21 protein-coding genes are annotated in these 24,847 nt (G+C 72.3%); 12 read left to right on the forward strand and 9 right to left on the reverse strand.

Going from position 1 to position 24,847, the window contains the following annotated elements; all coding sequences use genetic code 11:
• Window positions 1–64 precede the first annotated feature (64 nt).
• Window positions 65–1,249, reverse strand: a complete 1,185-nt coding sequence (locus IG74_RS0140390) for a PP2C family protein-serine/threonine phosphatase (RefSeq protein WP_051856433.1) — start codon at window positions 1,247–1,249, stop codon at window positions 65–67.
• 164 nt (window positions 1,250–1,413) lie between these two features.
• Between IG74_RS0140390 and IG74_RS0140395 the strand changes: the two genes are divergently transcribed.
• Window positions 1,414–2,649 (forward strand): GNAT family N-acetyltransferase, encoded by a 1,236-nt coding sequence (locus IG74_RS0140395; protein WP_030687825.1) that lies wholly within the window; start codon window positions 1,414–1,416, stop codon window positions 2,647–2,649.
• 84 nt (window positions 2,650–2,733) lie between these two features.
• Here IG74_RS0140395 and IG74_RS0140400 read toward each other — a convergent pair whose 3' ends face one another.
• The gene (locus IG74_RS0140400) at window positions 2,734–3,570 is read right to left on the reverse strand and encodes an Fpg/Nei family DNA glycosylase (protein ID WP_030687827.1); all 837 of its coding nucleotides are present in this window, start codon (window positions 3,568–3,570) and stop codon (window positions 2,734–2,736) included.
• 163 nt (window positions 3,571–3,733) lie between these two features.
• Window positions 3,734–4,219, reverse strand: coding sequence for a ribose-5-phosphate isomerase (locus IG74_RS0140405; RefSeq protein ID WP_030687830.1), 486 nt, complete (start codon window positions 4,217–4,219; stop codon window positions 3,734–3,736).
• A 228-nt stretch (window positions 4,220–4,447) separates the two neighbouring features.
• Between IG74_RS0140405 and IG74_RS0140410 the strand changes: the two genes are divergently transcribed.
• Together IG74_RS0140410 and IG74_RS0140415 are read left to right on the forward strand one after the other, a co-directional pair.
• Complete coding sequence (locus tag IG74_RS0140410; protein WP_030687832.1) at window positions 4,448–5,902, forward strand: amino acid permease; 1,455 nt, start codon at window positions 4,448–4,450, stop codon at window positions 5,900–5,902.
• 226 nt (window positions 5,903–6,128) lie between these two features.
• On the forward strand, window positions 6,129–7,472 hold the full coding sequence (locus IG74_RS0140415) for an FAD-binding oxidoreductase (protein ID WP_078869481.1): 1,344 nt from the start codon (window positions 6,129–6,131) through the stop codon (window positions 7,470–7,472).
• Window positions 7,473–7,509: 37 nt separating this feature from the next.
• On the opposite strand, the gene IG74_RS0140420 is transcribed toward IG74_RS0140415, so the two are convergent.
• Window positions 7,510–8,094 carry a biotin transporter BioY gene (locus IG74_RS0140420; protein ID WP_030687836.1) on the reverse strand — a complete coding sequence of 195 codons (585 nt, stop codon included), beginning with the start codon at window positions 8,092–8,094 and terminating at the stop codon, window positions 7,510–7,512.
• Window positions 8,095–8,383: 289 nt separating this feature from the next.
• Between IG74_RS0140420 and IG74_RS0140425 the strand changes: the two genes are divergently transcribed.
• The 4 genes from IG74_RS0140425 (at window position 8,384) to IG74_RS0140440 (ending at window position 12,684) form a co-directional block, all read left to right on the forward strand.
• The gene (locus tag IG74_RS0140425) at window positions 8,384–9,808 is read left to right on the forward strand and encodes an amino acid permease (RefSeq protein WP_030687839.1); all 1,425 of its coding nucleotides are present in this window, start codon (window positions 8,384–8,386) and stop codon (window positions 9,806–9,808) included.
• 236 nt (window positions 9,809–10,044) lie between these two features.
• Window positions 10,045–11,451 carry an amino acid permease gene (locus tag IG74_RS0140430; RefSeq protein WP_037826938.1) on the forward strand — a complete coding sequence of 469 codons (1,407 nt, stop codon included), beginning with the start codon at window positions 10,045–10,047 and terminating at the stop codon, window positions 11,449–11,451.
• A gap of 232 nt (window positions 11,452–11,683) precedes the next feature.
• On the forward strand, window positions 11,684–12,334 hold the full coding sequence (locus tag IG74_RS0140435) for a superoxide dismutase (protein WP_030687842.1): 651 nt from the start codon (window positions 11,684–11,686) through the stop codon (window positions 12,332–12,334).
• A gap of 140 nt (window positions 12,335–12,474) precedes the next feature.
• On the forward strand, window positions 12,475–12,684 hold the full coding sequence (locus IG74_RS0140440; RefSeq protein ID WP_030687845.1) for a hypothetical protein: 210 nt from the start codon (window positions 12,475–12,477) through the stop codon (window positions 12,682–12,684).
• 4 nt (window positions 12,685–12,688) lie between these two features.
• Here the strand turns inward: IG74_RS0140440 and IG74_RS0140445 are convergent, their stop codons facing one another.
• Window positions 12,689–13,330, reverse strand: coding sequence for a DsbA family protein (locus IG74_RS0140445; RefSeq protein WP_030687848.1), 642 nt, complete (start codon window positions 13,328–13,330; stop codon window positions 12,689–12,691).
• Between the two features lie 146 nt (window positions 13,331–13,476).
• Here IG74_RS0140445 and pepN point away from each other — a divergent pair, with 146 nt between their 5' ends.
• Window positions 13,477–16,065, forward strand: coding sequence for an aminopeptidase N (pepN, locus tag IG74_RS0140450; protein ID WP_030687850.1), 2,589 nt, complete (start codon window positions 13,477–13,479; stop codon window positions 16,063–16,065).
• Between the two features lie 72 nt (window positions 16,066–16,137).
• On the opposite strand, the gene IG74_RS0140455 is transcribed toward pepN, so the two are convergent.
• The gene (locus tag IG74_RS0140455) at window positions 16,138–17,232 is read right to left on the reverse strand and encodes a S1 family peptidase (protein ID WP_030687853.1); all 1,095 of its coding nucleotides are present in this window, start codon (window positions 17,230–17,232) and stop codon (window positions 16,138–16,140) included.
• Window positions 17,233–17,589: 357 nt separating this feature from the next.
• Between IG74_RS0140455 and IG74_RS0140460 the strand changes: the two genes are divergently transcribed.
• Window positions 17,590–18,690 carry a hypothetical protein gene (locus tag IG74_RS0140460; protein ID WP_030687856.1) on the forward strand — a complete coding sequence of 367 codons (1,101 nt, stop codon included), beginning with the start codon at window positions 17,590–17,592 and terminating at the stop codon, window positions 18,688–18,690.
• Window positions 18,691–18,785: 95 nt separating this feature from the next.
• Here the strand turns inward: IG74_RS0140460 and IG74_RS0140465 are convergent, their stop codons facing one another.
• From IG74_RS0140465 to IG74_RS0140475, 3 genes are all read right to left on the reverse strand, one after another.
• Window positions 18,786–19,961, reverse strand: a complete 1,176-nt coding sequence (locus IG74_RS0140465) for a serine hydrolase domain-containing protein (protein ID WP_030687860.1) — start codon at window positions 19,959–19,961, stop codon at window positions 18,786–18,788.
• Window positions 19,962–20,102: 141 nt separating this feature from the next.
• Window positions 20,103–21,857, reverse strand: coding sequence for a TIGR03767 family metallophosphoesterase (locus tag IG74_RS0140470; RefSeq protein WP_030687863.1), 1,755 nt, complete (start codon window positions 21,855–21,857; stop codon window positions 20,103–20,105).
• 267 nt (window positions 21,858–22,124) lie between these two features.
• The gene (locus IG74_RS0140475) at window positions 22,125–22,679 is read right to left on the reverse strand and encodes a CGNR zinc finger domain-containing protein (RefSeq protein ID WP_030687865.1); all 555 of its coding nucleotides are present in this window, start codon (window positions 22,677–22,679) and stop codon (window positions 22,125–22,127) included.
• A gap of 157 nt (window positions 22,680–22,836) precedes the next feature.
• On the opposite strand from IG74_RS0140475, the gene IG74_RS0140480 reads away from it, so the two are divergent.
• Genes IG74_RS0140480 through IG74_RS0140490 form a run of 3 tightly spaced genes read left to right on the forward strand, consistent with a single transcriptional unit; the run spans window position 22,837 to window position 24,694 of the window.
• On the forward strand, window positions 22,837–23,292 hold the full coding sequence (locus tag IG74_RS0140480; RefSeq protein ID WP_030687867.1) for a VOC family protein: 456 nt from the start codon (window positions 22,837–22,839) through the stop codon (window positions 23,290–23,292).
• Between the two features lie 14 nt (window positions 23,293–23,306).
• Complete coding sequence (locus IG74_RS0140485; protein ID WP_030687869.1) at window positions 23,307–24,191, forward strand: pyridoxamine 5'-phosphate oxidase family protein; 885 nt, start codon at window positions 23,307–23,309, stop codon at window positions 24,189–24,191.
• A 56-nt stretch (window positions 24,192–24,247) separates the two neighbouring features.
• Window positions 24,248–24,694 (forward strand): NUDIX hydrolase, encoded by a 447-nt coding sequence (locus IG74_RS0140490; protein ID WP_030687872.1) that lies wholly within the window; start codon window positions 24,248–24,250, stop codon window positions 24,692–24,694.
• The last annotated feature ends 153 nt before the right edge of the window (window positions 24,695–24,847 follow it).

Raw genomic sequence — 24,847 nt, forward strand, 5'->3', positions numbered from 1 at the left:
GGCGGGTGGGAGGAGAAACCCCGCCGCGGTAGCGGTGGGGGCGGTTCGGGGCCCAGGAGCCAGGTCAGGCGTCGCGGCAGAGCAGCAGCAGCGCCCTGTCGTCGTTGACGTCCTTGGCCACGGCCTCGATGAGGTGCCAGGCGGCTCCGTGGAAGCCTCCGGCCACGTACCGGTCGGCCTCACCGGTGAGGCGGTCGATGCCCTCGCCGATGTCGCGGTCGGCGGTCTCGACGATGCCGTCGGTGAACAGCATCAGGACGTCACCGGGGCGCAAGGAGCCCTTGACGGGGTCGAACTGGGCGCCGTCGTAGACGCCGAGCAGGGGCCCTTCCGCGGCCTTCTCCTCCCAGCGCCCCGTGCCCGCGCTGAGCTGGAGCGCGGGCAGGTGCCCCGCGGAGAGCAGCTCGTAGTCGCCGGTCTCCAGGTCGAGGACGAGGTGGATGGAGGTGGCGAAGCCCTCGTCCCAGTCCTGGCGGAGCAGATAGCCGTTGGCGGCGGGCAGGAAGGCGTGCGGCGGGAGCGAGCCGAGCAGGCCGCCGAAGGCGCCGGACAGGAGCAGGGCCCGCGACCCGGCGTCCATGCCCTTGCCGGAGACGTCCGTGAGGACGACTTCGAGGGTGCGGCCGCCGTTGGTGCGGGCGGCGACGACGAAGTCGCCGGAGAAGGACTGCCCGCCCGCGGGGCGCAGCGCCATCTCGCGGTGCCAGCCGCGCGGCAGCTTCGGCAGCTTGCTCTGCACGCGGATGCGTTCGCGCAGGTCGAAGAGCATCGTGCCGCCGCCGCGCCACGGCACGCCGACCCGGCTGCGGAACTGGGCGATGAGCAGGCCGAAGAACCCGCAGGCGGCGACGGTCAGGACGGTGCCGGGGGTGACCCGCGCCGGGCCCTCGGTGTAGGGCCCGAGCCGGGCGGACTCCACGATGAGGGCGGCCGCGGACGCGGCGTACAGGCCGAGGAGGCTGGAGGGCCTGAGCAGCAGTCCGCCCGCGACGATCGGCAGGACGAGGACGGAGGGCGAGAACCACACCGGGTTGACGATCGTGCAGACGGTGATGACCGGCACGGTCAGGAGCAGCGCGGCGAGCGCCACCCAGTCCGAGCCGTCGCCCCGGAAGTAGTCCACCCCGGATTTGCGCAGCCCTATGCGGGCCCGGTGCAGCCGCTTCTTCATCCGGGCCGGGAACGTCTCGGCTGCGGCGCGCCGCTCACGCGGGGTGCGCCGCTCGCGCCTGTCTCGTCGTACCGCCATTGCTCGTGGACCCTATCCACCGGGCCAGGCGCTTCGCACGGGAGGTACCTCTTGTCCCCCTTCAGGGGCACCTCGCCCGTATCTCCGCTCCCAGCGTCCACACGCGCGTTCCGGTACGCGGAAAACGATTCGCCGCGTCCCAGGAGCCCTGGTAGGCATGGCATATGACAGCAGACTTGCGGGAGTTGAGCCAGAGCGATTGGGACCGGTGGTACGGAACGCTGGAGCGGGCCTTCGGCGGGCTCCACGAGGCGCCGGAGGAGCGCGAGCTGTGGGACGCGCTGACGGAAGTCGACCGCTCCCTCGGTCTCTGGGACGGCGAGGAGTGCGTCGGTACGGCCGGGGCCTTCAGCTTCCGCATGACGGTGCCCGGCGGGGCCCTGGTGGACACGGCGGGCGTCACGATGGTGAGCGTGGCCGCCACGCACCGTCGTCGCGGCCTTCTCACCTCGATGATGCGGCGACAGCTCGACGACCTGCGGGAGCGCGGGGAGGCGCTGGCCGCCCTGACGGTCTCCGAACCCGCGATCTACGGCCGGTTCGGGTACGGCGTGGCGACGTGGTTGTTCAACGTGTCGATCGACACGCCACGGGTGCGCCTCACGGTGCCCGAGGGCACGGACGAGGTGCGTCTGCGGTACGCGGTGCCGGCCGAGGCCGCCGAGGCCTGTGAGGCGGTGTACGCGCGCGTGGTGCCCGGCCGTCCCGGGATGCTGGCACGGCAGCCGGGCTGGGAGCGGCTGCCGCTCCTGGACCCGGAGCGGGACCGCGACGGCGCGTCGCCGTTGCAGTGCGTGCTCGCGGAGCGTGCCGGTGAGGTCGTCGGGTACGCGTACTTCGCGGTCAAGTCCGACTGGGAGGTCCAGGGCCCGAAGGGCGTGGTCCGGGTGCGCGCCGTGGAGGCGCTGGACCCGGCAGCGCACGCCGCGCTGTGGCGCTTCCTCTGCGACATCGACCTGACCTCTCGGGTCGAGTCGCTCAACCTCCCGGTGGACGACCCGCTGTTCCACCTCGTCTCGGACGTGCGGCGCTGCGGACTCGTGATGCGCGACTCGCTGCACGTGCGTCTGGTGGAGGTCGGCGCGGCCCTGGAGGCGCGCACGTACCGGGCCCCCGTGGACGTGGTCCTGGACGTCGCGGACGCGTTCTGTCCCTGGAACGAGGGGCGCTGGCGGCTCACGGGCGACCCCAAGGGCGCCTCCTGCAAGCGCGTCGACGACGACGCGCCCGCCGACCTCGCCCTGTCCGTACGCGAGCTGGGTTCGGCGTATCTGGGCGGCGTGTCCCTCGCGGAGCTCGCCCGGGCGGGCCGGGTGCGGGAGCTGCGTCCCGGCGCGCTCGCGGAGGCGAGCCTGGCCTTCGGGTCGGAGGTCGCGCCCTGGCTGCCGCACGGGTTCTAGCCGGGGGCTCCGCGCGGCTCGTCGCGCTGCGCGCTCGTCCTCAAACGCCGGACGGGCTCCATCTGCCACGCTGAGTGCGCGTCCTCAGCTGCTGCCCGGACCCGCGCTTCGCTGGCACCCGGGGCACCAGAACAGATTGCGGGCGGCGAGATCGGCGGTGCGGATCTCGCCGCCACAGATGTGGCAGGCCATCCGGGCTCTGCGGTACACGTACACCTCGCCACCGTGGTCGTCCACGCGCGGCGGGCGGCCCATGGCCTCGGGGGTGTGCTCGGGCCGCACGGTGTCGATGCGGTTGTTGCGCACGCCCTCGCGCATCAGGTCCACCAGGTCCGCCCAGATCGCGGTCCACTGGCGGTGCGTGAGGTCCTTGCCCGGCGTGTACGGGTCGATGCCGTGGCGGAAGAGGACCTCGGCGCGGTAGACGTTGCCGACGCCCGCGATGACCTTCTGGTCGAGCAGGAGGGCAGCGATGGTGGTGCGGCTGCGGGAGACGCGGCGCCAGGCCCGGTCCGGGTCGTTCTCGCCGTCCGGCGGGCGCAGCGGGTCAGGGCCGAGGCGGGCGTGTATCTCCTGCTTCTCGCCGTCGGTGATCAGCGTGCAGGTGGTGGGGCCGCGGAGGTCGCTGTAGTGGGTGGGGTTCGCCAGGCGCAGGCGGACGGTGTCCGTGGGCGGCGGGGCGGGGGCGTCGCCGAAGGTGTACTTGCCGAACAGACCCAGGTGGATGTGGATCCAGCCGGACGCGGCGAAGCCGAGGAAGAGGTGCTTGCCGTGCGCCTCCGCGGTCTCCAGGGGCTGGCCGTGCACGAGGGCCGCGCCGTCGGAGAACTTGCCCTGGGGGCTGGTGGCGTGCACGGGGTGCCCCTGGAACCGGCTCCGGTGATCGGCCGCGAGCCGGTGAATGGTGTGCCCTTCCGGCACGGTGCCTCCTGTCGGGCCCTCGCGGGACGCCCCGCTGTGTCCATCAGCGCGCTCCGCGCGCGGGCGCCCCTTCCCGAACTGGGGCTCCGCCCCCGACCCCGCTCCTCGAACGCCGGAGGGGCTGGAACTTCAGCGGCGGGTCCGGGGCGAAGCCCCTGAGGGGTCAGGCCTGCGGGTGGTGGGGCGGGATGGGGGGCAGCTCGCCCGAGGTCTCGTAGCGCGCCAGCATCTTGATGCGGCGGGTGTGCCGCTCCTCGCCGGAGTACGGCGTCGCGAGGAAGATCTCGACGAACTTGGTCGCCTCCTCCTCGGTGTGCATGCGGCCGCCGATGGAGATCACGTTCGCGTCGTTGTGCTCGCGCCCGAGCGCCGCCGTCTGCTCGCTCCAGGCGAGGGCCGCCCGCACGCCCTTCACCTTGTTCGCGGCGATCTGCTCGCCGTTGCCGGAGCCGCCGATGACGATGCCGAGGGACTCGGGGTCCGCGGCCGTCTTCTCCGCGGCGCGGAGGCAGAAGGGCGGGTAGTCGTCCTGGGCGTCGTAGATGTGGGGCCCGCAGTCGACGGGCTCGTGGCCGTGGGCCTTGAGCCATTCGACGAGGTGGTTCTTGAGTTCGTAACCGGCATGATCGGAGCCGAGGTACACGCGCATGGCTCCGAGTGTGGCATGCGCGGCGGCGGGAGGCCGTCGTGGGGCCGGTCTTCGGGCCCCCTTCGGCCGCCGATTGGTTCAGGCCAATCCGGTGTCCGGTCATCGTCAGTGACCGATCGTTCACTCTCCATTCCGCTGAATACAACGATCCGGAGACGGGTCTTTCGTCCCGTACGCCCATGCGCTTTTAATGCGGAAGCTCTTGCCCGTGAACCAAAGGATCTGCCTATGACCTCGCAACCGTCCCTTGCGAAGGAAGACAGCACCCCCGGCGGGCCCGTGAAATCCCAGCCGGGGAGCGGGAACGGCGACGGGGACGGCCTCAAGGCCGGTCTCAAGAACCGCCACCTGTCGATGATCGCCATCGGCGGCGTGATCGGAGCGGGTCTGTTCGTCGGGTCCGCTTCCGGCATCAAGGCCGCGGGCCCCGCGATCCTGGTGTCGTACGCGCTCGTGGGCACCATGGTCGTGCTCGTGATGCGGATGCTCGGCGAGATGGCCGCGGCGCGGCCGTCCTCCGGTTCCTTCTCGGCCTACGCCGACCAGGCCCTCGGGCGCTGGGCGGGCTTCACCATCGGCTGGCTGTACTGGTTCTTCTGGGTCGTGGTGCTCGCCGTCGAGGCGACCGCGGGTGCCGTGATCCTGAACGAGTGGGTGCCGGCGGTGCCGCAGTGGGGCTGGGCCCTCATCGTGATGGTGGTGCTCACCGCCACCAACCTCGTCTCGGTCGGCTCCTACGGCGAGTTCGAGTTCTGGTTCGCGGGCATCAAGGTCGTGGCCATCGGCGGCTTCGTCCTGATCGGCATGCTCGCCGTGTTCGGCGTCCTGCCCGGCTCGGACAACCCGGGCGACGGCTTCAAACACCTCACCGACGCGGGCGGCTTCATGCCCAACGGCGCGGGCGCGATCCTCACCGGCGTCCTGATGGTGGTCTTCTCCTTCATGGGCTCGGAGATCGTCACGCTCGCCGCCGGTGAGTCGGAGGACCCGCAGCGCGCCGTCACCAAGGCCACGAACAGCGTCATCTGGCGCATCGGCGTCTTCTACCTCGGCTCGATCTTCGTCGTCATCACGCTCCTGCCGTGGAACGACAAGTCGATCGTCAAGGACGGCTCCTACGTGGCCGCGCTGAACTCGATCGGCATCCCGCACGCCGGCCAGGTCATGAACGTGATCGTGCTGACGGCCGTGCTCTCCTGCCTCAACTCCGGCCTGTACACCGCCTCGCGCATGGCCTTCTCGCTCGGCGAGCGCGGCGACGCCCCGAAGGCGTTCGCCCGCACCACCGCGCAGGGCGTGCCGCGCACGGCGATCCTCGGCTCGGTCGTCTTCGGCTTCGCCGCCGTGTGGTTCAACTACCAGTGGCCGAAGACCGTCTTCGACTTCCTGCTGAACTCCTCCGGCGCCGTCGCCCTGTTCGTGTGGCTCGTCATCTGCTTCACGCAGCTGCGGATGCGCGGCATCATCCTGCGCGAGCAGCCGGAGAAGCTCGTCGTGAAGATGTGGCTGTTCCCGTACCTGACCTGGGTCACCATCGGGATGATCTCGTTCGTGATCGTCTACATGCTGTACGACGACGCCGGGCGCAAGCAGATGGTGCTCTCGCTGCTCGTCGGCGCCCTGGTCCTGGGCATCGCCCTGGTGCGCGAGAAGGTGAGCCCCCGGGAGAAGGCCTCCGCGTAACGGGTCCTGCGAGCGGTAGCGATCGATTCACGGCGGCGGGGTGCCGTCCGGGTCCAGAGCCCGGGCGGCACCCCGCCGCCGTGCGTGCCGTGCGCGGCGGGCCGGGCGGGCCGCGGCGGCGAGTTGACGAAGGCGCGGAAATCCTGTCGGTACCTGTCAGGCTTTGGCGGCAGAGTGACCTCCGTCCGCACGATCGCCGCACATCAGGCACGACGGAGGCAGCCCCGTGGCACTCAGCGACCCCCTCGCACAGCGACTCACCTTCCGCCCCGGCCAGGAGGGGTACGAGGACGAGATCGCGGGATTCCAGACGGGCTTCGCCCAGCGGCCGGACATCGTCTTCGCCGCGTCGGACGCCGACGACGTCGTGGCCGCCGTGCGGTACGCGGCCGACGCGGGCCTGCCCGTCGGCGTGCAGGCCACCGGGCACGGCCTGCCGGACGCGGCCCGGGGCGGCGTCCTGATCAGCACCCGCCGGATGGACTCCGTGGAGCTCGACGCCGGGGCGCGCACCGCCCGGGTCGGGGCCGGGGTGCGCTGGGCCCAAGTGGTGACGGCCGCGGCGGAGCACGGCCTGGCCCCGCTGAACGGCTCGGCGCCGAGCGTCGGCGTCGTGTCGTACACGCTCGGCGGCGGCGTCGGCATCCTGGCGCGGGAGTTCGGCTACGCGGCCGACCACGTGCGCTCGGTGGACGTCGTGACGGCGGACGGCGAGCTGCGGCACGTGACCGCGGCGAGCGAGCCCGAGCTGTTCTGGGGCCTGCTCGGCGGCGGCGCGAACCTGGGCGTGGTGACCGCCCTGGAGATCGGCCTGGTGCCGGTGGCGCGCCTGTACGGCGGGGCGCTCGCCTTCGACGGCCGCGCGGTCGACCCGGCGGCGCTCCTGCGCGGCTACGCCGCCTGGACCGAGACCGTGCCCGACGAGCTCACCTCGTCCGTCGCCGCCCTGGTCTACCCGGACGTGCCGCAGCTCCCGCCGCACCTGCGGGGCCGCTATCTGGTGACGGTCCGCATCGCCTGCACGGGCCCGGCCGAGGACGGGGAGCGGCTCGTGGCGCCGCTGCGCGCGCTCGGGCCGACCGTCTCCGACAGCCTGCGCGAGCTGCCGTACGCGGAGAGCCACACGATCCACAACGACCCGGACTTCCCGCACGCCTACTACGGCGACAACCTCATGCTCACCGAGCTCGACCTGCCCGGGGCGGAGCGGCTGCTCGCGCTCACCGGGCCCGCGGCCGACCACATGCACGTCGTCCAGCTCAACCACCTGGGCGGCGCCCTCGCCCACCCCGTCGGCGACGACAACGCCGTGCCGCACCGGAGCGCGGCCTGGGCGGTGCGGCTCCTGTCACCGCTGGAGGGCACGGACCGCGAGGCGCTGCGGGAGCTGTACGCGCGGGCGTTCGCCCCGCTGGCGCCGCACGCCGTCGGCCGGTCGGTGAACTTCACCCTCGGGGGCGGCGACCGCCCCGACGGCGTGTACGACGCGGACACGCAGAAGAGGCTCGCCAGGCTGAAGGCCACGTACGACCCGGCGAACCTCTTCAGGCGGAACTACAACGTCGGCTGAGCCGCCCGGCGGCGGCCCCGGCCGGTCGGGCCGGGTGTCAGCCCTTGTCGCCGAGCAGCTTCCACGACAGCGGCAGCGCGCCCATGGCGAGGGCCGCCTTGAGGGCGTCGCCGATCAGGAACGGGGTGAGGCCCGCGGCGACCGCAGCGCTCAGGGACATGCCGGTGGACGCGGCCAGGTAGGGCACGCCGACGGCGTAGATGATCGCGGAGCCGAGGACCATCGTCCCCGCCGTGTGCAGCACGTTCCGGTCGGCGCCGCGCCGGGCCAGGGAGCCGACCGCGGCGGCGGCGAGCATCATGCCGATGACGTAGCCGAGCGAGGGCATCCCGTAGCCGGACTTGGCCTCGGCGAACCACGGCACGCCCGCCATGCCCACCAGGGCGTAGAGCGCGAGGGACAGGAAGCCGCGGCGCGCGCCGAGCGCCGTGCCGACCAGGAGCGCGGCGAAGGTCTGCCCCGTCACCGGCACCGGCGAGCCCGGCACGGGCACGGTGAGCTGGGCGGCCAGGCCGGTGAGCGCGGCGCCGCCGAGCACGAGGGTCGCGTCGCGCAGGCGGGAGGCGGGGATCAGGTCGGCCAGGACCTGGCCCGGGCGGGTGGTGGCGGCGGCTGTGCTCATCGGGACTCCGCGGTTATAGGGCGTCTGGGGGCGGGTGGTGCGTGGGACGACCTGACCCTAACCCCGGGGCGGGCGCCCCATCAGGGGGCGTGGATGACAAAGGGAGCGGCTCCGCCTTGGTGGGCTCCGCACAAAGGACCGGGCCCACACCCGGTCGGGCGTGATGCTGGTCACTGAGGTCAGGAATGCCGGGGCCGGGTTTTGCGTTCGGCGGCGCTCGCCGGTGAGACTGTAGATTCTCACCAACTCCCCTGAGCACCCCGAGCACCCTGAGAGTCAGCTGAGCCCGATGCACGATCAACAGCGGACCGACTCAGGGGTGCCCCCGACGGCTCCCGCGGATCCCTTCGCCCCCTCCGAGCCCCTCGGCGGCGGCCTCAAGCAGCGCCACCTGACCATGCTGGGCCTCGGCGGTGTCATCGGGGCCGGCCTGTTCGTCGGCTCGGGCGCCGGGATCGCGGTCGCCGGGCCCGGCATCGTCCTGTCGTACCTGATCGCGGGCGCGCTCGCGATGTGCGTGATGCGGATGCTCGGCGAGATGTCGGCGGCGATGCCCGCGTCCGGGGCGTTCTCCGTGCACGCCGAGCGCGCCCTCGGCCGCTGGGCCGGGTTCTCGGTCGGCTGGATGTACTGGTTCCTGCTCGTCGTCGTGCTCGCCGTGGAGGCGACCGGCGCGGCGCGGATCGCGCACGCGTGGGCGCCGGGCGTGCCGCAGTGGGCGTGGGTGCTCCTCTTCATGGTGTTCTTCACCGGCGCCAACCTCTCGGCGGTGAAGAACTTCGGCGAGTTCGAGTTCTGGTTCGCCGCCCTGAAGGTCTTCGCGATCGTCGCGTTCCTGGTGCTCGGCCTCCTCGCGGTCTTCGGGGTCCTGCCGGACACCGACCCGGTCGGCCTCACCCACCTCACCGGCGACGGCGGCTTCCTGCCGCTCGGCTGGGACGGCGTGATCTCCGGCGTGGTCGTGGTCCTCTTCGCCTTCGGCGGCCTGGAGATCGTCACGATCGCGGCCGCCGAGTCCGACGACCCGGTGCGCTCCGTGGCCCGCGCGGTGCGCAGCGCCGTGTACCGCATCCTCTTCTTCTACGTCGGTTCGATGCTGGTCATCGTGACGGTCCTGCCGTGGACGGCGCAGCAGCCCGGGTTCAGCCCGTATGTGAAGGTGCTCGACTCCATCGGCGTCCCGTCGGCCGGGACCCTGATGAACATCGTGGTGTTCGTGGCGCTCCTGTCGTCCCTGAACGCCAATCTGTACGGCGCATCCCGCATGGTCTTCTCCCTCGCCGAGCGCGGTGAGGCGCCCCGGGGCCTGCTGAAGGTGTCGCGGGGCGGCGTGCCGCGGCGCGCGGTGCTCGCCTCGGTGGCCTTCGGCTTCGTCTCGGTGCTGCTCAATCTGAAGTGGCCCGACTCCGTCTTCCTCTACATGCTCAACTCGGTCGGCGCGGCCCTCCTCTTCGTCTGGGCGCTGATCGCCGTCTCGCAGCTGCGCCTGCGCCGCCGCATCGAGCGCGAGGCGCCGGAGCGGCTCACCCTGCGGATGTGGTTCTTCCCCTGGCTGACGTGGGCGGCGCTCGCGGCGATGGGCGTGGTGATCGCGCTGATGCTGCGCGACGAAGGGGCCCGTCCGCAGCTGCTGTGGTCGGCGGGCGCCACGGCGGTGGTGATCGCGGTGGCCCTCCTGCGGGAGTGGGCGACACGACGTACGCGCCGTACGTAACTCTTCTACGAACGGCGCATGACCCCGATGGGACGGAACCGCCACCGCACCCCGGTGGATCACGCGAATATGACGAAAACGTGAAGACGTCTTCACCTTGTGTGAGCGTCGTGTCCGTATACCGGTCAACTGTTCCCTGTGAGCGGTGCCAGTGCTCAGACTGTGGGCCCACTTCCCCCCTGTGGTTCCCGCGTGGTTCCTTTCCTCCGTCTCCCCGCTAGCGAACAGGGACGCCCATGTCTCAGACGTCCGTGAAAGACGCACCACCCCAGGCCGACGCGCCGCTCGGGCACGGCCTCAAGCAGCGTCATCTGTCGATGATCGCCCTCGGCGGCGTCATCGGCGCCGGGCTCTTCGTCGGCTCCGGGAAGGCCATCGCCGCCGCGGGGCCCTCGATCATCCTGGCCTACTCGCTGTCCGGCGCCCTGGTCATGCTCGTCATGCGCATGCTCGGCGAGATGGCGGCGGCCAACCCCGCGTCCGGCTCCTTCTCCGTGCACGCCGAGCGGGCCCTCGGCCCCTGGGCCGGGTTCACGGCGGGCTGGTCCTTCTGGTTCCTGCTGTGCGTGGCCGTCGGCCTCGAAGGCATCGGCGCCGCGCAGATCGTGCACGGCTGGGTGCCCGGCGTGCCCGAGTGGGCCTGGGTCGCCCTGTTCATGCTGGTGTTCTGCGCCACGAACCTCGCGGCCGTGAAGAACTTCGGCGAGTTCGAGTTCTGGTTCGCCGCGCTGAAGATCACCGCGATCGTCCTCTTCCTCGCCATCGGCGTACTCGCGATCCTCGGCTGGCTCCCCGACACCGAGGCGCCCGGCTCGTCCAACCTCACCGGACACGGCGGCTTCATGCCCAACGGCGTGGACGGCCTCATCGTGGGCCTGCTCGCCTCCGTCTTCGCGTACGGCGGTCTGGAGACGGTCACCATCGCGGCGGCCGAGTCCGAGCACCCCGTGCAGGGCGTGGCCAAGGCCGTGCGCACCGCGATGTGGCGGATCGCCATCTTCTACATCGGCTCCATGGCCGTCGTCGTGACGCTGCTCCCCTGGACCTCGGAGGAGGTCGCCGCCAAGGGGCCGTACGTCGCCACGCTCGACCACCTCGGCATCGACGGCGCGGGCCAGATCATGAACGTCGTCATCCTCGTCGCCCTGCTCTCCGCGATGAACGCCAACATCTACGGCGCCTCCCGCATGGCCAACTCGCTCGTGCAGCGCGGCCAGGGCCCGAAGGCGCTGGGGCGGCTGTTCAACGGCGTGCCGCGGATCGCGGTCCTCACCTCGTCGGTCTTCGGCTTCCTGTGCGTGCTGCTCAGCTACTGGCGGCCGGACGACATCTTCCAGTGGCTGCTCAACACCATCGGCGCGATCATCCTCGTCGTCTGGTTCTTCATCGCCGCCGCCCAGCTGCGGCTGCGCAAGAAGCTGGAGCGCGAGGCCCCCGAGACGCTCGTCGTGAAGATGTGGCTCTTCCCCTGGCTGACGTACGTGGCGCTCGCCGGGATGGCCACGGTGTTCGTCCTGATGGCCCGCGAGGAGGAGACCCGTACGCAGCTGTACTACACGGGCGGCCTGACGCTGCTCCTGATGGCCGTCGGATTCGCACGGCAGAAGGTGATGGAGGGCCGCGAGACGGCGTCGCGCGCCTGATCCGCCCCGCACTCCTGACGGCCGGAGGCCCGGTCCACACCCGTGGACCGGGCCTCCGGCCGTCCCCGCCCCCCCGGCGCGCTGGGCCTCGCGACCTAGGGCCAAGGGCTGATCAACTTCTCCCCGCACCTGCTGCTAGCCTGCACTTGCACATAGGTCGCAATAAGAGGTGCACCGCGGCACCGGGCGATACGGCACGGTCCCCCGCGGCGCACGGTCGGAGGGGTCACTGATGGCCATTTACACGCTCCCTGAACTTCCGTACGACTACGCGGCGCTGGAGCCGGTGATCAACCCGCAGATCATCGAGCTGCACCACGACAAGCACCACGCCGCGTACGTGAAGGGTGCGAACGACACCCTGGAGCAGCTGGCGGAGGCGCGCGACAAGGAGTCGTGGGGCGCCATCAACGGCCTGGAGAAGAACCTGGCCTTCCACCTCTCCGGGCACATCCTGCACAGCATCTACTGGCACAACATGAACGGCCCGAAGGACGGCGGTGGCGGCGAGCCCACGCACGCCGACGGCGTGGGCGAGCTCGCGGACGCCATCACCGAGTCCTTCGGCTCCTTCGCCAAGTTCAAGGCCCAGCTGACGAAGGCCTCGGCGACGACGCAGGGTTCGGGCTGGGGCGTGCTCGCCTACGAGCCGCTCAGCAACCGCCTGATCGTCGAGCAGATCTACGACCACCAGGGCAACGTCGGCCAGGGCTCCACGCCGATCCTGGTCTTCGACGCCTGGGAGCACGCCTTCTACCTGCAGTACAAGAACCAGAAGGTGGACTTCATCGAGGCCATGTGGCAGGTCGTCAACTGGCAGGACGTGGCCAAGCGCTACGAGGCCGCCAAGCAGCGCGTGAACGGCCTGCTGCTGGCTCCCTGACGCCGCCTTCCCCTGATACGTCCTGCCTCGTGATCGTCTTCTCAACCTTCGCGTCGGCAGGCGGATAGAGGAAAGGCCCCCGCGAGGACGTGACTCGCGGGGGCCTTTCGGTATCGGGGATTCCGGTCGAAGGTACCTCCATGGCGAAGGAAGAGTTCTGCTACACGTGTGATCGTTTCGAACCCCACCGGAAGCTGACCGGGCGCGAGACGGCGTGGCTCAAGAACCGCCTCGGCCGCGCCGGCGTGCACGAGTTCCTGGTGTGTCTCGCGCCGGGCTGCCGCAATCTGCGGACCGGCGGGAACAAGCGCCCCTTCGACGACACCATCCGGCTCCCGGTCCTGGACTGATACGTCAGTCGAAAATCGGACCCTGCGTGCGCGTGCGCTTGATCTCGTAGAAGCCCGGTGTCGACGCCACGAGCAGGGTGCCGTCCCAGAGTCTGGCCGCGGCCTCGCCCTTGGGGGCGGGGGTGACGACCGGGCCGAAGAAGGCGATCTGCTCGCCGTCGGCGCCGGGGACGGCGATGACGGGCGTGCCGACCTCCTGGCCCACCTTCTCGATGCCCTCGTTGTGGGAGGCGCGCAGCTCGGCCTCGTACGGCGTCGCGTCCCAGTGGTCGAGCAGCGATTCGGGCAGGCCGACGTCCTTCAGGGCGCCGGCGACGGCCTCCTTGGTGGGGCCCTCGCCCTGGTTGTGGATGCGGGTGCCGAGCGCGGTGTAGAGCTCGCCGAGCACCTTCGCGCCGTGCTCCTGCTGGGCGGCGATGACCACGCGGACCGGGCCCCAGGCCTTGGTCGCCAGCATCTCGCGGTACTCCTCGGGCAGCTCGTCGAGCTTGTCCTCGTTGAGCACGGCGAGGCTCATCACGTGCCAGCTGACCTCGATGTCACGGACCTTCTCGACCTCCAGGACCCAGCGGGAGGTCATCCAGGCCCAGGGGCAGAGCGGGTCGAACCAGAAGTCGACGGGGGTCTTCACAGCGGTCTCGGACATGTCTCTCCCTAGGAAATGTGTTCGGAACCTGGCCAGGGCAACGTCGGGGACGCGGCAGGGCATTCCCGGATGTCCGCCGACCGGGGCGCGTGCGAGGATCAGGGCATTCGAACGAGAGTCATGCGAGCCACGAGGGAGTGCCGCCCGTGCCCGGTGAGAATCTGTCCCGCGACGAGGCCCAGGAGCGGGCCGCGCTGTTGTCCGTCGACGGGTACGAGGTCTTCCTCGACCTCCGGTCGGCGGTCGGCGACGGCCAGGAGGGCGACACCACGCCGCGCACCTTCCGCTCGGTCACGACGATCCGCTTCCGCTGCGCCGAGCCCGGCGCGGCGAGCTTCGCGGACCTGATCGCCCCGAGCGTGACCGCCGTTTCGCTGAACGGCAAGGACCTCGACCCGTCCGAGGTCTTCGACGGCAGCCGCATCGCGCTTGAGGACCTGCGCGAGGAGAACGAGCTGGTGGTGGACGCCCAGTGCGCCTACAGCCGCACCGGCGAGGGCATGCACCGCTTCGTCGACCCGGAGGACGGCGAGGTCTACCTCTACACGCAGTACGAGCCCGCGGACTCCCGCCGCGTCTTCGCCAACTTCGAGCAGCCCGACCTGAAGGCCCCCTTCCGCTTCTCCGCACAGGCCCCCGAGGGGTGGACGGTGTGGAGCAACGGGGTGGGCGAACAGGTCGACGGCGTCTGGCAGTTCGCCGAGACCAAGCCCATCTCGACGTACATCACCGCGGTCGTCGCAGGGCCTTACCACTACGTGACCGATTCCTACGAGCGCGTCTTCGAGGACGGCACCCGCCTGGAGATCCCGCTCGGCGCGATGTGCCGCAAGGGCCTGGCCAAGCACTTCGACGCGGACGACGTCTTCCTGGTCACCAAGCAGGGCCTGGACTTCTTCCACGACCACTTCGACTTCCCCTACCCCTTCGGGAAGTACGACCAGGCCTTCGTGCCGGAGTACAACCTGGGCGCGATGGAGAACCCGGGCTGTGTGACGTTCCGCGAGGAGTTCATCTTCCGCGGCAAGGTGACCCAGGCGTCGTACGAGCGCCGGGCGAACGTCATCCTGCACGAGATGGCGCACATGTGGTTCGGCGACCTGGTCACCATGCGCTGGTGGGACGACCTGTGGCTGAAGGAGTCCTTCGCCGACTTCATGGGCTCCTTCTCCATGGTCGAGGCGACCCGCTTCACCAACGGCTGGATCACCTTCGCCAACAACCGCAAGGCGTGGGCGTACCGCGCCGACCAGCTGCCCTCCACGCACCCGGTCACGGCCGACATCCGCGACCTGGAGGACGCCAAGCTCAACTTCGACGGGATCACGTACGCCAAGGGCGCGTCGGTCCTCAAGCAGCTCGTGGCGTACGCGGGCCGCGACGCCTTCCTCGAGGGCGCCCGGCGCTACTTCAAGCGGCACGCGTACGGCAACACCCGCCTGGGCGACCTGCTCTCGGTCCTGGAGGAGACCAGCGGACGCGACATGACGGCCTGGTCGCGGGCCTGGCTGGAGACGGCGGGCGTCAACTCCCTCACCCCGCAGGTCACCCTGAGCGCGGAGGGCCGCGTCACGGAGCTCGCCGTCGTCCAGGAGGCGGCCGAGAGCCACCCGAGCTTGCGCCCGCACCGCGTGGCCGTGGGCCTGTACCGCCGCTCGGACGCGGGCGACCTCGTGCGGTACGCCCGCGCGGAGGTGGACGTCGAGGGTCCGCGCACCGCGGTCGCCGAGCTCGTCGGCGCCGAGGCGCCCGAGCTCGTCCTGGTCAACGACGACGACCTGACGTACTGCAAGATCCGCTTCGACGAGACCTCGCTCGCCACCCTGCGCGAGCGCCTCGGCGACCTCACCGACCCGCTCGCCCGCGCGCTGTGCTGGTCGGCGCTGTGGAACCTCACGCGGGACGCGCTCATGCCCGCACGGGACTTCGTCGACCTCGTGCTGCGGTTCGCCGGGCGGGAGACCGACATCGGCGTGCTCCAGATGCTGCACGCCTGGGCGAACACCGCCCTCACGCACTACGCCGCGCCCGGCTGGCGCGAGGAGGGCGGGCGGCTGCTCGCCGAGGGCGCGCTGCGGGAGCTGCGGATCGCCGAGCCGGGCAGCCAGCACCAGCTCACGTGGGCCCGGTTCTTCGCGTCCGTGGCCTCGTCGGACGCCGACCTCCAGCTCCTCCAGGGCCTGTTGGACGGCACGGCGAAGATCGACGGCCTGGAGGTGGACCAGGAGCTGCGCTGGGCGTTCCAGCTGCCGCTCGCGGTGCACGGCGTGGCGGACGAGCGGGCGCTCGCGGCCGAGCTGTCGCGCGACGACACCGCGTCCGGCAAGCGCCACCAGATCCGCTGTCTGGCCGCGCGGCCTTCGGCGGCGGTGAAGGCGCAGGCCTGGGCCTCCGTGGTGGAGTCGGACGCGCTGTCCAACGCCCTGGTGGAGGCGACGATCGCGGGCTTCGCGCAGCCCTCGCAGCGGGGGCTCGTCGCCGAGTACGCGCCGAAGTACTTCGCCGCGATCGAGCGGGTCTGGGCGGAGCGGTCCATCCAGATCGGCATGGACGTGGTGCGGGGCCTGTTCCCGCACCTCCAGGACAGCCCCGGGACGGTGGCCGCGGCGGACGCGTGGCTCGCGGCCCACGAGAGCGCGGCACCCGCCCTGCGCCGCCTGGTCCTCGAAGCCAGGGACGACCTGGCCCGGTCCCTGCGTGCCCAGGCGTGCGACACCGGCTCCGTCGAGGGGTAAGGGGGCCTGCCCGGACTCCCGGGCCGGGGCCGCAGCAGCGCGGTCCCGGCCCGGAGCCCCGGAAACCGGGCGTCAGCCGATCTGCGCCCCGTAGCGGGACAGCGCGTCCACGACCGGGGCGAAGAAGGTCCGGCCGCCGCTGGAGCAGTTGCCGCTGCCACCGGAGGTGAGCCCGAGCGCGCTGCCGCCCGCGAACATGGCGCCGCCGCTGTCACCGGGCTCGGCGCAGACGTTGGTCTGGATCAGGCCGTTGACCGTGCCCTGGGGGTAGGAGACGGACACGTTGAGCCGCTGCACGGCGCCGCCGTGCAGCCGCGTGGTGGAGCCGCTGCGCTGCACCTGTTCGCCGACCACGGCCTGGCGGGCCCCGGTGATCTGCTGGGAGCCGCCGTTGTAGAGGTTGACCTCGCTCGGGTGGGCGACGTTCGCGGTGTACTTCACGATGGCGTCGTCGCGCCCGGGGAAGCCGTAGTCCTCGACCTGGCCGATCACGGGCCCGCCCTGGGTCTCGGACCAGCTGGTGCCCGCGAGGGCGGCGCAGTGGCCCGCGGTGAGGAAGTAGGGCTGGCCGTTCTTGACGACGTTGAAGCCCAGCGAACAGCGGCCGCTGGAGCTCCAGATGGCGTCGCCGCCGCGGATGAGCGGCTGGAACGTGCCCGCCGTCCGCTCCAGGACCGCCGCGCCGTCCTGGGCCGCCACCCGCTCCTTGAGCCGGTCGAGGGCGGCGCCCCTGACCGTGGAGTCGGCGGTGACGACCACCTTGTTCAGAACCGGGTCCGTGCCGCGTGACGTGCCGGGGACCGCGCGCTCGCCCAGGGCCCGCTGGACCGCGTCGAGGCGGGCCTGGGAGCGGGTGACCTGCCTCGGCTCGGCTCCGGCGGCGCGGACCCGGTCGGCCGCGGCCTCGCCGAGGACGTTGACGACGAGCTTCTTGGCCGCGGCGTCGTAGTAGGCGCCCGCGGTGTCGCTGCGGAAGCCGTCGGTCAGGGAGTCGGCGAGCCTGCCCGCCGCGGTGGCGCCGACGGCCTGCGGAGTGGGGTCCGCGGCCGCCGAGCTGGTGGCCGCCGTGGTGAGGGTGCCCGCGACCAGGGCGGCGACGCCGATGCCGGTCAGGACGAGGCGCCGTGCGGTTGCTCGGGTCGTGCGGCTTGTTCGTGGGGCTGTCACTCAGTACCTCCATGGGGGGATGGAGCCGCCCACGTCGGATGCGGCTCCGGGGAGTTACCGGTTCCGGGCACGGACCGCCGACGGATTACGTCGCGTTCATGCCAAGTGCCGCGCCGAGTATGACAACGGTGTCCCCCGCCCACAAGGGGATGGACCGAGAAAGCGGACGCACTCCGTCCCCACCGCACGCCCCCCTCGGCGACGCCCGCACCCCGCCCGCACCCCGCCCGCGCCCGGTCCTCGAACCGGACCTTTTCGGTCCTCGAACTCCCGTACTTTAGGACGGGGTTGTCCGGTTTTGTCGACGGGACTGTAACAGCGGTTAGGGGGCGGATCGGCACCGGGAATGGCCACGGCATGAACCACAACACCCCGCTCTCCCCCCGCCCTCTGCGTCACCTCACCGACGTCCAGCGCCGCGTCATGAGCGCGGCCCAGCTGCGCGCACACGGCGTCGGCGCCGCCGACGTCCACGCGCACTGCCGCCCCGGCGGCCCCTGGCAGCAGCTCCTGCCCGGCGTCTATCTGCTCCACCCGGGCCCGCCGACCAGCGAGGAGCGGCTGCACGGCGTGCTGCTCTACGCCGGGCGGCCGCCGGCCAAGGAGTCCCGGGCGATCCCCGCGCAGCCGCGCCCCGGCGAGCCGCACGCCGCCTACGCCGACGCGATGATCACCGGGCTCGCGGCCCTGACCCTGCACCGCTTCTCCTCCGCGCCGCCGCTGCTCTCCCTGGACCGGATCGACGTCCTGGTCCCGCGCACCCGGCGGCTGCGCTCGACCGGCTGCGCCCGCCTGGTCCGCGCGTACACGCTGCCCACACCCGTGCAGCTCACCGGCGTGCCGGTGGCGCCGGTGCCGCGCGCGCTCGCCGACGCCGTCGCCCAGCTCGCCGACGCGGGCGCGGTGCGGCGGCTGCTCACCGAGGCGGTGCGCGGCGGGCACTGCGAACCGGCAGCGCTGGTGAAGGAGTTGAACCGGGCACGCCTCCTCGGCCGTCCGCACGTGGTGGACGCCGTGGACTCGCTGCTCGCCGAGGGGCGCGCGATCGCCGAGGACCGGCTGCACGCCCTGGTCCGCGACCACGGGCTCCCGGACCCGCTGTGGAACGTCGACCTGCGCCTTCCGGGCGGTCCCTACCTGGGCGGCGTCGACGCGTACTGGCCCGAGCAGGCCGTCGCCGTGGAGCTGGACACCCGGGCGCCGCGGCACGGCCTCAAGCCGGGTGCGCGACCGGGCCGCACGGACCGTATGGACCGCCAGCAGCAGGAGGACGACGAGCAGTGGTCCGAATACGTCCGCAAGCGCGAGCACTTGGAGCGGCTCGGCGTCACCGTCGTCCACATCACCCCGAAGAAGCTTCGGGACGCGCCCGACCAGCAGGCGGCGGTCGTACGGACGGCCCTGATGGCGGCGTCCGACCGGGACCCGGCGGCGTACCTCGTGGTCCTGCCCAGATAGTCCTGGGCGGTCACGGCACGCGCCCCGGTAGGGGATGCGGGGGCGGAGCTCCGGACGGCGGAGCTCCGCCCCCGTGCCGTGCGCGGGCGCGGCGGTCAGGCGCCGCAGAACTCCGCGTTGAGGATCTTGTCCTGGCCGCGCGCCCAGTCGCCGTTGTAGTTGAACGCGAGCGCGTGGCCGCCGTCGGTCGTGGTCACGGCCAGGGAAAGGGAGCCGTGGATGCCGCCGCCGTGGCCCCACAGGACCGTGCCGCAGGGCAGTTCGAGCCGCAGCAGGCCGAGGCCGTAGCGGCCGCCCGCGCCCTCCTCGCCCTTGGCGGGGACCGTCTTCTTCATCGCGGCGAGCTGCTCGGCGGGCAGCAGGGAGCCGCGCAGCAGAGCGGCGTAGAAGCGGTTCAGGTCGGCCGCGTCGGAGATCATCTCGCCCGCCGCGCCCGCCATGGAGGGGTTCAGCTCGGTCACGTCGTACGTCCTGCCGGTGGCGGCGCCGGAGAGCTTGGAGTACGCGCGGGACGCGGGCCGGGGCAGGGTGGGCTCGGTGCCGGGCACGGAGGTGGCGTGCAGGTGCAGGGGGTTGATGATCCGGTCGCGGATCTCGTCCCCGTACGGCCTGCCCGTGACCTTCTCGACGATCATTCCGGCGACGACGTAGTTGGTGTTGGAGTAGTTCCAGTCCCGGCCGGGGGCGGAGTCCGGGGCGTGGCGCATCGCGATCGCGACCAGCTCCGCGGGGTCCCAGGTGCGGTGGCGGTGGGCGAAGAACTCCGGGGTGGCGAGCCGCCGGTCGAAGTCGGGGTCCTCGCTGTAGTCGTGGATGCCGCTGGTGTGGTTGAGGAGCTGGCGGACGCTGATCCCGTCGCCGTCGTGGCCGTTGCCCTCGATCAGGCCGGGCAGCCAGGCGCCCACCGCGTCGTCGAGGTCGAGCCTGCCCTCCGCCTCCAGTTGGAGCAGCACGGTCGCCACGAACGTCTTGGTGATGCTGGCCGCGCGGAAGCGGTCGTGCGCGCCGCGCGGGGTCCCCTCGCGCAGGTCGCCGACGCCCGCGGCGGCGCTCCAGGGGCCGCGCCGGTCCTGGGCGTGGGCCGTCACGCCGGGGGCGCCGGCGCGCACGGCGGCCTCGACGGCGGCCCGGGTCCCGCGGTGGTCCCGGTCCGTGCGGGGTGCGGCGGTGGCGGGGGCGCGGGCGGTCAGGGCTCCCGCCACCACCGCGGCCGCGACGACCGCTCCCACGAGCCCGGTCCTGACCGGTGTGGGGCGTGTGGGCACTGCCATGGGTCGCTGTCCCTTCCTCGGTGCGTCTGCCCGGTCCCGGTGAGCGGGGGCTCTCCGGGACCGTTCCGCAGGGCAGAACTGCGCCTCGGCCGGGAAGTCACGGTCGAGGGGGTGGGGACGGTGCGGCAGCGGGGGCCGGGGTCAGCGCTTGCGGAGGACGAGTTCCGTGTTGCGGTCGCCCGGTGCGCCGCCGAGCGCGGGTTTGGCGCCCGGGGCGTTGAGGGCCAGCTCGCGGTAGAGCGCCGCGAGGCCGGTCTGGGAGAGGTCGGCGAAGTCCGTGCGGTGCGGGGCCGCCGACTCGATCAGGGTGGTGAAGAGGGACAGCGTGCCGTCGTGGTTGTCGACGAGCTCGATCACGCGCGCGAGCTGCGGGAAGTCCACGTGCGACGCGGTGGACACCTCCCAGAGCGAGCCGTGCGGGGTGATGGCGTTCTTGTGGCTGTGGCCGTTCACCCAGGCCAGGACGGAGCGGTGGCGGCGCAGCAGCGCGAGCACCTCGTCGCCGCCGTGCCGGGCCTCGTGCGGGTGGTGCGGGTCGGTCACCAGATTGCGCATGGTGCGGCTGGTGTGGTGGCTGAAGACGATGACGTACGAGGCGTCGCCGCTTCTCTCGACGGCCTTCAGGGTCCGCTCCAGCCAGCGCAGTTGGGCGGTGCCGAGCGAGCCCTCGTAGTGGCCGCCCGGGTCGGTGGTGTCCAGGCTGATGCCGAGGACGTCGTCGGTGATGCGGAAGGCGTAGTACTGCGTGCGGTCCGCCAGGTTCTCCTGGGTGTAGCCGTGGCCTATGGGGCCGCGGCCCGCGTGCGCCGGGTCGAGGTGGGCCTGGACGTACTCGGTGGGGGTGAAGGGGGCGCGGGCCTCGTCCGGGGTCACGGGGCGCATGCGGCGCGCCTCGGCCCGCAGCAGCTCCTTGAAGTGGGCGCCCTTGGGGTCGCGGCCCTTCTTGACGGCCTTCCACAGGGCGGCGCCGCGCGCCTCGTCCAGGGACATCAGCTTCCGGCCGCCGACGGCGAGGTCGGCGAAGTAGGAGTCGCCGGGGGCGTAGCAGCCGCCGGGCAGGGCGTCGTGGTTGCCGACGGTGGAGTACCAGGGGAGGTTCAGGCCGGGGCTGTTGACCTGCCGGATCGCGGCGTCGAGGAAGCCGTGCAGGCGCGGGAAGCCGACGCGCTTGTCGGCGTCGCGCAGTGCGGCGTCGGGGTGCCAGTACAGCTTCAGACCGCTGTTCTGCACGCCTTCGTAGTGGCGCGGGTCCCCGGAGTTGGGGGTGACGCGGCCGCCGCTCATCACCTTGAGGAACCAGTCGAGTTCGGTGCGGGAGTTGTTGTCCGTGTTGTCGCCGGTCGTCATCACGAAGTGCAGGGGCGCGCCGGTGGCGGGCGCGCCGCGCAGCGCGTTGACCCGCTCGACGAGCGAGACGGCGCCCGCCACGGACAGGGCCTCCTGCGGCCGCCAGGCGCTCGCCGTCTGGGCGCGCAGGTACTCGTACCGCAGCGGATGCTGTACGTCGACCAGGTGCAGGTCCGTGAACTGTACGAAGGCGGCGAGCGCGGTGCGGCGCGCCTCCCGGCCCCGGTGTGCGGCGGCCAGCTCGGCGCGCACCACGCGCGGCCACGCCGGGCCGTCGCCGAGGCGCCGGAAGCCGGAGGTGCCGCGCGGCGTCGCCGCCGTGCTGAGGGTCGTGCCCGCGCGGTACGGGGCGAGCGGGGCGGCGGGGGCGCGGCGGGACACCGCGATCGGGCCGCGCCGGGCGGGGGCCGCCGCCCCGTGGCCCGCTCCGGGTCCGACGGCGTATCCGACGCCCGCGGAGAGGGACACCGCGCCCGCCGCGGCGAGGAGCGCGCGGCGGTTGACGGCGGCGGTCGTGACGGCGGTGGCGACAGAGCGTATGCGCGACATGGCGCGTCTCCCCGAGTGCGAACGCGTCGGCAGTGGTCGCGGGGAGGTCCGGACCGTGGCCGTCCGGTGCGCTCCCCGCTCGTACTGGATCGTTGGCAGCGGGGATGACCTGCGCGTTAACGTCGCCACAACGGGTGACGCCGATCACCGTAAGTGGATCAGGGAGGCACCCTGCGTGTGCATGTGCGGCTCTCCGGGTGGAGGCGCGGCGGTCACGCGGTGTTCATGTCACGGGGTAGCGGGGCCCGTACGGCGCGGTTCGGGGGGTCAGGGGCGGGTGCGGGCGTAGTGGCGTGAGGCCTTGGCGCGGTTGCCGCAGACGGCCATGCTGCACCAGCGCCGCGTCCCGTTGCGCGAGGTGTCGAAGAAGTGCAGGACGCACGCCTCGTGCGCACAGCCGCGGATCCGGTCGGGCGCGGCGGACAGCAGGTCCAGGTAGTCGCGCGCGGCGAGCCAGGCGGGCCCCCAGGACCGATCGGCGAACTCCGGCTCCTCGGCGGGCCCTTCGGGGGTGAGCCGGGCCCGGATCCGACCGTGCGCGAGCACCGCGTCGAGCCGGGCGACCGCGGCCGCATCGCCGCCCGGCTTGCCGGGCAGGTCGACGAGTCCGGCGAGGGCGTCGCGGGCGCTCAGCACGTTGCGGAGCGTGGGCTCGTCGGCGGTGAAGCGCTCGTCGAGGCCGTTCGCGGCGAGCCAGACGGTGAGGCCCTCGGGGTCGTCGAGCAGGTCCCGGCGGTCGCCGTCGTGCATCCAGCGGGTGTTGAGCAGGTCCAGGGAGAGCGGCTCGCCGGTGAGCGGGCGCGGGTCGTGGGCGGCGGGCATGGAGGTCTCCCTTCAGAGCTAACCGGTCAAGAGTACGTGAGCGGTTGACGCTCGCGATCACTAACCACTAATCTAACTTTCAACGGTTAGCCGATCCGGTACGAGGAGACCGCCGGTCCCTCGTGCCGCCGGGTAGCAGCACCCAAAGGGGAGAGTCATGACCACGATCAGCGCACCGCCCACCGGCCACATCGGTCTGAACGTGACCGACCTGGACCGCTCGCTCGCCTTCTACCGGGACGTCATCGGCTTCGACGTCACCGGCGAGGGCACCGAGGAGGGCCGCCGCTACGCCTTCCTCGGCCGCGCGGGCACCCTCGCGCTCACGCTGTGGCAGCAGGCGAGCGGCGCGTACGACGCCGGGCGCGCGGGCCTGCACCACCTGTCGTTCGAGGTGGACTCCGTCGACGCCGTCCGGGAGTACGAGCGCGATCTGCGGGCGTACGGCGTGGAGTTCGCCTACGACGGCGTCGTGCCGCACGGCGAGGGCGCCGCGTCCGGCGGGATCTTCTTCCACGACCCGGACGGCACCCGCCTGGAGATCTACACCCGCTCCGGCGCCGAGGACGGCACGGCCCCGTCGGGCTCGGCCCCGACCTGCGGCTTCTTCTAGAGGAGGGTGCCGCCGTGACCGAGCACGACCCCTACCACCGAGGCTCGCGCGCCGTGCAGGACCGCGTGGGCGTACGGGAACTCGCCGACCACGTCGGCCGGTCCATCGGCCCCGGCATCCGCCCCGTCGCCGCCGCGTTCCTGGAGCTCCAGCCGATGCTGGTCGTCGGCGCGCGGGACCCGGACAGCGGGCGGGTGTGGGCGTCGCCGCTCACCGGCGACCCCGGCTTCGTCCGGGCCACGGGGGCGCACCAGGTGTCCGTGGCGGGCGGGCCCTGCGCGGGCGATCCGCTCACCGCCGCGCTCGGCCGCCCCGGCACCCCCGTCGGCACGATCGCGCTCGACCCGCGCACCCGGCGCCGGATGCGGCTCAACGGCCGGGCGCGGCCGACGCCGCGCGGCCTCGCGATCGAGGCGGACCAGGTGTTCTCCAACTGCCCCAAGTACCTCCAGAAGCGACATCTGGTCGGGCGGCGCGCCGACGGGCCCGCGGGGCCGCCGCGCGTCACCTCCGAACTGACCGACTCCCAACAGCGGTTCGTCGCCGCCGCCGACACCTTCTTCATCGCCACCGTGCGCGACGGCGGGGCCGACGCCAGCCACCGGGGCGGCAACCCCGGCTTCGTCCGCCTCCTGTCCCCGTCCGAGCTGAGCTGGCCCGACTACGCGGGCAACGCCATGTTCCTCACCCTGGGCAACCTCACCACCGACCCCGGCGCCGGGCTTCTCCTCCTCGACTGGACCACCGGCACCGCACTCCAGCTCACCGGCACCGCCACCACCGCGTACGGCCCCGACGGCGCGCGCACCGTCCGCTTCACCCTCACCGAGGCCGTCGAGACCGGCGGGGCCAGCCCCTGGACCTGGTCAGCGCCCGAGTACTCCCCCGCCAACCCGTGATCGGCAGTTGGGTAACAGACCGTGCCGCGCCGGTGTACGGGGTCTAACGTCAGCGAATGCACAAGGAACTCCGGGTGGCGGCCTACGCCGTATGCGTACAGGACGGATCGGTGCTGCTCGCCCGCTGGGTCGCGGGGGACGGCAGCAAGCGCTGGACGCTGCCCGGGGGTGGCATGGACCACGGGGAGGACCCCTACGACACGGTGATCCGCGAGGTCGACGAGGAGACGGGGTACGCCGTCGAGCCCGTCGCGCTGCTCGGCGTCGACTCGCTGCGGCGGCGGTATCCGCGGCGGCTCGGGGCCGTCGCCGACTTCCACGGGTTGCGGATCGTGTACGAGGGGCGGGTGGTCGGGGGGTCGCTGCGCCACGAGACGTCGGGGTCGACCGACCTCGCGGCGTGGCACGCGCTGGACTCCGTGCCGGGGCTCGACCGGGTGAGCCTCGTCGACGTCGGCCTCGGCCTGTGGCGGGACCGCCCCACCAGCGGCCACCTCACCTGACCCCTGGGTCTCGAACCGCCCCCACCGCTACCGCGGCGGGGTTTCTCCTCCCACCCACCCGTACCTGCCCCGGCAACCAGGCGCGGCCCCGACCTAGCGGCTTTCCCGCCGTCTTCGGCTGCCCGCCGCTACCGCGGCGAGTCTCTCCCACCC

Origin of the sequence: Streptomyces sp. NRRL B-1347 (assembly GCF_000720325.1) — a bacterium.
GTDB lineage: Bacteria > Actinomycetota > Actinomycetes > Streptomycetales > Streptomycetaceae > Streptomyces.

What these genes read in the sequence shown, in the direction of transcription:
- IG74_RS0140390 (WP_051856433.1), bottom strand. Translation starts at nt 1,249, where the DNA reads ATGGCGGTACGACGAGACAGGCGCGAGCGGCGCACCCCGCGTGAGCGG.
- IG74_RS0140395 (WP_030687825.1), top strand. Translation starts at nt 1,414, where the DNA reads ATGACAGCAGACTTGCGGGAGTTGAGCCAGAGCGATTGGGACCGGTGG.
- IG74_RS0140405 (WP_030687830.1), bottom strand. Translation starts at nt 4,219, where the DNA reads ATGCGCGTGTACCTCGGCTCCGATCATGCCGGTTACGAACTCAAGAAC.
- IG74_RS0140410 (WP_030687832.1), top strand. Translation starts at nt 4,448, where the DNA reads ATGACCTCGCAACCGTCCCTTGCGAAGGAAGACAGCACCCCCGGCGGG.
- IG74_RS0140420 (WP_030687836.1), bottom strand. Translation starts at nt 8,094, where the DNA reads ATGAGCACAGCCGCCGCCACCACCCGCCCGGGCCAGGTCCTGGCCGAC.
- IG74_RS0140425 (WP_030687839.1), top strand. Translation starts at nt 8,384, where the DNA reads ATGCACGATCAACAGCGGACCGACTCAGGGGTGCCCCCGACGGCTCCC.
- IG74_RS0140430 (WP_037826938.1), top strand. Translation starts at nt 10,045, where the DNA reads ATGTCTCAGACGTCCGTGAAAGACGCACCACCCCAGGCCGACGCGCCG.
- IG74_RS0140435 (WP_030687842.1), top strand. Translation starts at nt 11,684, where the DNA reads ATGGCCATTTACACGCTCCCTGAACTTCCGTACGACTACGCGGCGCTG.
- IG74_RS0140440 (WP_030687845.1), top strand. Translation starts at nt 12,475, where the DNA reads ATGGCGAAGGAAGAGTTCTGCTACACGTGTGATCGTTTCGAACCCCAC.
- IG74_RS0140445 (WP_030687848.1), bottom strand. Translation starts at nt 13,330, where the DNA reads ATGTCCGAGACCGCTGTGAAGACCCCCGTCGACTTCTGGTTCGACCCG.
- IG74_RS0140460 (WP_030687856.1), top strand. Translation starts at nt 17,590, where the DNA reads ATGAACCACAACACCCCGCTCTCCCCCCGCCCTCTGCGTCACCTCACC.
- IG74_RS0140465 (WP_030687860.1), bottom strand. Translation starts at nt 19,961, where the DNA reads ATGGCAGTGCCCACACGCCCCACACCGGTCAGGACCGGGCTCGTGGGA.
- IG74_RS0140470 (WP_030687863.1), bottom strand. Translation starts at nt 21,857, where the DNA reads ATGTCGCGCATACGCTCTGTCGCCACCGCCGTCACGACCGCCGCCGTC.
- IG74_RS0140475 (WP_030687865.1), bottom strand. Translation starts at nt 22,679, where the DNA reads ATGCCCGCCGCCCACGACCCGCGCCCGCTCACCGGCGAGCCGCTCTCC.
- IG74_RS0140480 (WP_030687867.1), top strand. Translation starts at nt 22,837, where the DNA reads ATGACCACGATCAGCGCACCGCCCACCGGCCACATCGGTCTGAACGTG.
- IG74_RS0140490 (WP_030687872.1), top strand. Translation starts at nt 24,248, where the DNA reads ATGCACAAGGAACTCCGGGTGGCGGCCTACGCCGTATGCGTACAGGAC.